Origin of the sequence: Lacticaseibacillus suibinensis (assembly GCF_003946175.1) — a bacterium.
GTDB classification, from domain to species: domain Bacteria; phylum Bacillota; class Bacilli; order Lactobacillales; family Lactobacillaceae; genus Lacticaseibacillus; species Lacticaseibacillus suibinensis.
Genome location: NZ_RHOK01000046.1, coordinates 1 through 5,641, shown reverse-complemented (window position 1 = coordinate 5,641; position 5,641 = coordinate 1). Strand labels below are relative to the sequence as shown.

Sequence of the window (5,641 nt, the reverse complement as noted above, 5' to 3'; positions counted from 1 at the left end):
CTGGAGCAACTTTATCAATCGCATCTTTCTGGAAAGAGTGTGGTTCTGGTTGTCCAAGCGGAAGCTGGCGGTATAAAAATAGAGTACCTAGACCAATCAAGGTCTAGGTACTCATAGAAATCTCTATCAACTCTACTTGACGAAGAGCCACAAAAGCGCCATCACGATTGATTTCGTGATGGCGCTTTTGGGACAGGCAGGATTAGTTGTTCATGCCGTCTTCGTAAATCTTCAGTTTGCCGGTGACGATGCTTTCAACCAGGTCAGGGTAGGCGACGCCTTCTGCTTCGGCTTCTTGCGGAAGCAGGGAGAGTGGCGTCATGCCTGGTAGGTTGTTGGCTTCGATGACCCAAACGCCAAAGTCGTTGGCGAAGAAGTCAACACGGCCGTAGTTTTGCATGCCGAGGACACGCATGGTTTGCACGGCGACGCGTTTCATTTCTTCGTGCACGGCCGGGTCTAAATCATCCGGTGGGGTGATGAAGTCCGTGTGGCCGGGCTGGAATTTGTGTTCAAAGTCGTACCAGCCGTCATGCACTTTGATTTCGATGGCTGGGAAGGCGTGGCCGTTCACGACGCCCAGGGAGAATTCGCGGCCTTCGATGAATTCTTCAATAATGGCACTGTTGTCGAAGCGGAAGACGTCGGTGAGGCCACTTTCCAGTTCGGCGTCATTGTGCACGATGTGGGTGCCGACAGAGGAGCCGCCAGAGGTTGGCTTCAAAACGACGGGATAGGCGAAAGGCAATTTGTGGCCTTTGGCGCCTTGATCGCGGGTAATTTCTACGAAGGCCGCGGTTTTGATGCTGTGATAGAGCATGATTTCCTTGCTGTAAACCTTGTTCATCGTGATGCCAGAAGCGGTTGAGCCGCTACCGGTGTACTTGATGTTATTGAGATCAAGCACGGCTTGGACTTTACCGTTTTCCCCATCACCGCCATGCAGGCCGAGGAAAACGATGTCTGCCGCTTTGCAAATGTCGAGGACGTTCGGGCCAAACAGCGTTGTGTCGTCGCCGGGGCGCAACGCGTTGATGTCTGCATCCGTCAAAATCGCATCCGAAATGTTGAGGTCTTTGGATGTGTTGGCGTCTTCGAACACGGAAGCAGCCGGCTGACCATTCAGGTCGTAGCCGAGAAACAGGTCGATAAACGTCGCTTGGTGGCCTTTGTCACGCAGCGCGTTCGTGAGGCGGTAGCCGCTGGAGATCGAAACGTTACGTTCGGTGCTCCGGCCACCGGCCAATACGACAATTTTCATAGGTTAAAAACCTCCCGATAGTTTTAGAACCTTAAGTGTAGCATATCGAACCCTGCGTGGGGCGAAAATGTTAGCGGTTTCAATAAAATTTAAAATGAAAGTTTCATGAGGGCACGCGGCAGGCGCTAGGCAAGGGGCGGCCGCGCCAAGTATACTGGAAGTATCAAATCTGGGAGGATTTTTCCGTGAAAATTATCGTGTACGGCGCGCGCGTTGACGAGATTGCTTACTTTGACCAGTGGGCCGCCAAAACCGGGCACCAGCTGAGTGTGCATGAAGAATTGCTCGATGCCCACACTGTGGCTTGGGCTAAGGGCTTTGACGGCATCAACTGTCTGCAAACAACCCCATATTCGCCGGCGGTGTTTGAAAAAATGGCGACCTATGGCATCCATTACCTCACCATCCGCAACGTCGGCACGGATAACATTGATTTTCCCGCGGCGAAACGTGCCGGCGTGCGCATTGCCAATGTGCCAGCTTATTCGCCAAGTGCGATCGCCGAATTTTCGCTCACCCTCACGCTGAACTTGCTCCGGCGATTAGGCGAGGTCGAGCGCACCTTAGCCACTGGGGATTTCAACGGCGCGGGCCAGTACATCGGTAAAGAGCTAGGCCAGCTAACCGTCGGCATTGTCGGCGCTGGACGGATTGGCCAGGCGGCGATGAAATTATTCCATGGTTTCGGCGCCAAGGTGCTGGCGTTTGATCCGCATCCGCAGTCGACCTTGCCTTGTGAGTATGTCGGCCTGGAGGAATTGCTGCAGCGTGCGGATGTGGTGGATCTACATGTCCCTGGCATTGCCGAGAACGACCACATGCTGGATGCGGCGGCGCTAGCGGCGATGAAACCAGGCGCAGTGCTGATCAACACCGCCCGCGGGAACTTGATCGACACCACGGCGATGATTGCCGCACTGCAGAGTGGCCACTTAGGCGGGGCGGGGATCGATACCTATGAGAACGAAACCGCCGCAATTTTGACCGCGCAAAAAACTGGCCGCTTCACGGATCCGCAGTGGGAAGAACTGCGCCAAATGCCGAACGTTATCCTGACCCCGCATATCGCGTATCACACCGAAACCGCTGTTCGCAACATGGTGGAATTTTCCTTGGAAAATCTCGTCAGTTTCGTTCAGACTGGCCAAGCCCCTGATGAGGTAGGCCCACACGAACGCAAAGCCTAATCGTACCGGCCGGCAGCCGCAACTGTTGGCCGGTTTCTTTTTGTCTAAACAAAACACGAACATTAAAACATATTAATTCAAAAATAGTCGACTTTTCTCTTGCCGCCTGAGCGCTTCTCGGCTATGATAAAGACATCATCGATTCCGGGAGGAAAACATGGAAAACTTTTTCAAATTACGTGAGAACCACACCAAAGTGTCAACTGAGGTGATGGCGGGGTTAACCACCTTCTTCGCCATGTCGTATATTCTTTTCGTTAATCCGCAATTGTTGTCGCAAACTGGCATGCCTTATCAAGCCGTTTTCATTGCCACCATCGTCGCTAGTGCTGTGGGGACCTTGGTGATGGGTTTATTCGCCAACGTCCCTTACGCCTTGGCGCCGGGGATGGGGCTCAACGCCTTCTTCACTTACACGGTGGTCTTTGCGCTGGGGTATTCCTGGCAGCAGGCACTGGCTTTGGTGTTCATCTGCGGGATCATCAATATTTTGATCACCGTCACCAAAATTCGGAAAATGATCATTATGGCCATTCCCGAAATGATGCAACACGCCATCGGTGGTGGGATTGGCGTCTTCGTCGCGTACATCGGATTGAAAAACGCCGGCTTCTTGCAGTTCACCTCTGATCCTTCCAGTATTCTGAGCATTAACGGCGCGGCTTATAACGCCGCCACCACCAGTTTCAAAGGCGGCGTCACCAGCGTCGTTTCCGGCGGCGGCATTGTGCCAGCGCTGGTCAATTTCACGCAAAGCGGTGCCTTGTTGGCGTTGATTGGCCTGGTCATCATGGCCGCGTTGGTCATCAAGAAGGTCCCTGGCGCTGTGCTGATTGGGATTGTGCTGACGACCTTAATCGGCATTCCCATGGGCGTCACCGACTTGTCCTTCCATGCCTCCAACAGTCTGGGCAACTCCATTGCCCAGCTTGGCACCACGTTTGGCGCCGCTTTTGGGAGCAAAGGGATGGGTACCTTGTTCTCCAGTGGCAGTCAGATTTTGATGACCATTATGACGATTTTCGCCTTTAGCTTCTCGGATACCTTCGATACCTTGGGCACCTTCATTGGTACCGGGCGCCGCAGCGGGATTTTCTCGGACCAAGACATCAAGGAAATGGAAACCGGCCACGGCTTCTCGTCGAAAATGGATAAGGCGCTGTTCGCCGACTCCATTGCCACATCAATCGGTTCCATCTTCGGGACCAGTAACACCACGACGTATGTTGAAAGTGCCGCAGGGATTGGCGCCGGCGGGCGGACGGGTTTGACCGCCGTGGTCACTGCCGCGTGCTTCATTGTTTCCGCCATTTTCGCCCCGCTCATCAGCGTCGTGCCGACGCAGGCCGTGGCGCCTGCCTTGATTTTGGTTGGGGTGATGATGATGTCCAGCTTCAAGGAAATCAATTGGAGCGACCTGGCCGAAGCAGTGCCGGCATTCATGGCTTCTGTGGTCATGGGGCTGGTTTACAACATCTCTTATGGGATTGCCGCCGGGTTCATCTTCTATTGCCTCGTTAAAATCATCGAAGGCAAGATTCGGGAAATCCATCCGATCTTAGCTATCGTCAGCATCGGCTTCATTTTGAACTTCATCGTGCTCGCCGTGCTGTAAGTTAAACCCGAATGTCTTCGCCTTGCCCGCTGGGGTAAGGCGATTTTTGTGCCGTAATGGCGGTTAAACACGAACAATAAATATTGCATGAATAATATTGGCCGTTTTTAGGCTTGATTTTTGCCAGGCAGACCCGTAAGCTTATTTTCATTAAAACTTTTTTGATGAAGGAGCGCTCATGGAGAACCAATTTAAGCTGCGGGAGAATCATACCAACTGGCACACCGAGGTGATTGCGGGCCTGACGACTTTTTTCGCCATGTCCTACATTCTGTTCGTGGCGCCATCGACCCTGGCCTTGACGGGGATGCCCAGCCAGGCGGTGTTCTTAGCCACTATCATTGCCAGTGCCACCGGGACCTTGATCATGGGGTTATTCGCCAATGTGCCATACGCCTTGGCGCCGGGTTTAGGGCTCAATGCGTTCTTTACCTACACCGTGGTGGCGGCGCTGGGTTTTTCTTGGCAAGAAGCCCTAGCCCTGGTGTTCCTCTGTGGCTGTATTAATATTTTGATCACTGTGACCCGGGTCCGGAAGCTCATCATCGGGGCGATTCCAACGGTGCTGCAACATGCCATTGGCGGCGGGATTGGGATCTTCGTGGCCTACATCGGCCTGAAAAATGCTGGGTTCTTGCAGTTCACTGCCGACGCGGGCAGCTTGTTGAGCGTGAACGGCGCAGCTTTTGATGCGGCCAAAACGCATTTTGCTGGCGGCGTCCATAGCGTCGTGGCTGGCGGAGGCGTCGTGCCGGCGCTGGTGAACTTCACCCAGCCTGGCGCCATTGTCGCCTTGATTGGGCTGCTTCTGATGGCAGTGCTGGTGGTCAAAAAGGTGCCTGGGGCGGTGCTGATCGGGATTGTGGCCACCACGGTGATTGGCATTCCGTTTGGCGTGACCAATCTGCATTTGTCGGCGGCGAATTCGCTGGGCCATGCCATTAGTCAACTAGGGACGACCTTTGGCGCGGCGTTTTCCGCGCAAGGGTTCGGGAGCTTGTTTAGTGATTCGCATCACATTTTGCTGTCGGTGATGACGATTTTTGCCTTCAGCTTCTCCGACATCTTTGATACGCTGGGCACCTTTATCGGCACCGGCCGCCGCACCGGGATTTTCACCGATGAAGATATGAAGAACATGAATCACGGCAAGGGCTTTTCCTCCAAAATGGACAAGGCGTTGTTCGCCGATGCCATTGCCACCGGCGTGGGCTCGATTTTTGGCACGTCGAATGTGACGGTGTTCGTTGAAAGTGCCGCGGGGATTGGCGCTGGCGGGCGCACGGGTTTGACGGCGGTGACCACCGCCGCGTGTTTTGCCTTGAGTTCATTGCTTTCGCCGCTGATTGCGGTGGTGCCAACGGAAGCAGTAGCGCCGGCCTTGATCATGGTCGGGGTGATGATGATGGCCAGCTTCAAGGAAATCGATTGCCTCAATTTTCAAGTCAAGTGCAACGATGATAACGAATTCTTGATAGTGGTCTAGTCTGTTACGCCATGCATCGGTAGTAATCGCATGGGCGAAGATAGTTCAGAATACGTCTGGGACGATGGTTCAGTGCGGATTGGACTGCTTGA

3 protein-coding genes and 1 pseudogene are annotated in these 5,641 nt (G+C 53.9%); 3 read left to right on the top strand and 1 reads right to left on the bottom strand.

The features are described 5' to 3' along the window. Positions 1 to 202 precede the first annotated feature (202 nt). Positions 203 to 1,261 (bottom strand): D-alanine--D-alanine ligase family protein, encoded by a 1,059-nt coding sequence (locus EKM90_RS12550; RefSeq protein ID WP_125583136.1) that lies wholly within the window; start codon positions 1,259 to 1,261, stop codon positions 203 to 205. A 185-nt stretch (positions 1,262 to 1,446) separates the two neighbouring features. On the opposite strand from EKM90_RS12550, the gene EKM90_RS12545 reads away from it, so the two are divergent. From EKM90_RS12545 to EKM90_RS12535, 3 genes and pseudogenes are all read left to right on the top strand, one after another. Next, on the top strand, positions 1,447 to 2,448 hold the full coding sequence (locus EKM90_RS12545) for a D-2-hydroxyacid dehydrogenase (RefSeq protein ID WP_125583134.1): 1,002 nt from the start codon (positions 1,447 to 1,449) through the stop codon (positions 2,446 to 2,448). A 157-nt stretch (positions 2,449 to 2,605) separates the two neighbouring features. Beyond that, the gene (locus EKM90_RS12540) at positions 2,606 to 4,063 is read left to right on the top strand and encodes an NCS2 family permease (protein WP_125583132.1); all 1,458 of its coding nucleotides are present in this window, start codon (positions 2,606 to 2,608) and stop codon (positions 4,061 to 4,063) included. 178 nt (positions 4,064 to 4,241) lie between these two features. After that, a pseudogene (locus EKM90_RS12535) lies at positions 4,242 to 5,504 on the top strand (NCS2 family permease); the annotation flags it as partial. Positions 5,505 to 5,641 lie beyond the last annotated feature (137 nt).

Bases quoted from the DNA above. Each gene is read 5' to 3' on its own strand.
- EKM90_RS12550 (WP_125583136.1), bottom strand. From the start codon at position 1,261: ATGAAAATTGTCGTATTGGCCGGTGGCCGGAGCACCGAACGTAACGTT.
- EKM90_RS12540 (WP_125583132.1), top strand. From the start codon at position 2,606: ATGGAAAACTTTTTCAAATTACGTGAGAACCACACCAAAGTGTCAACT.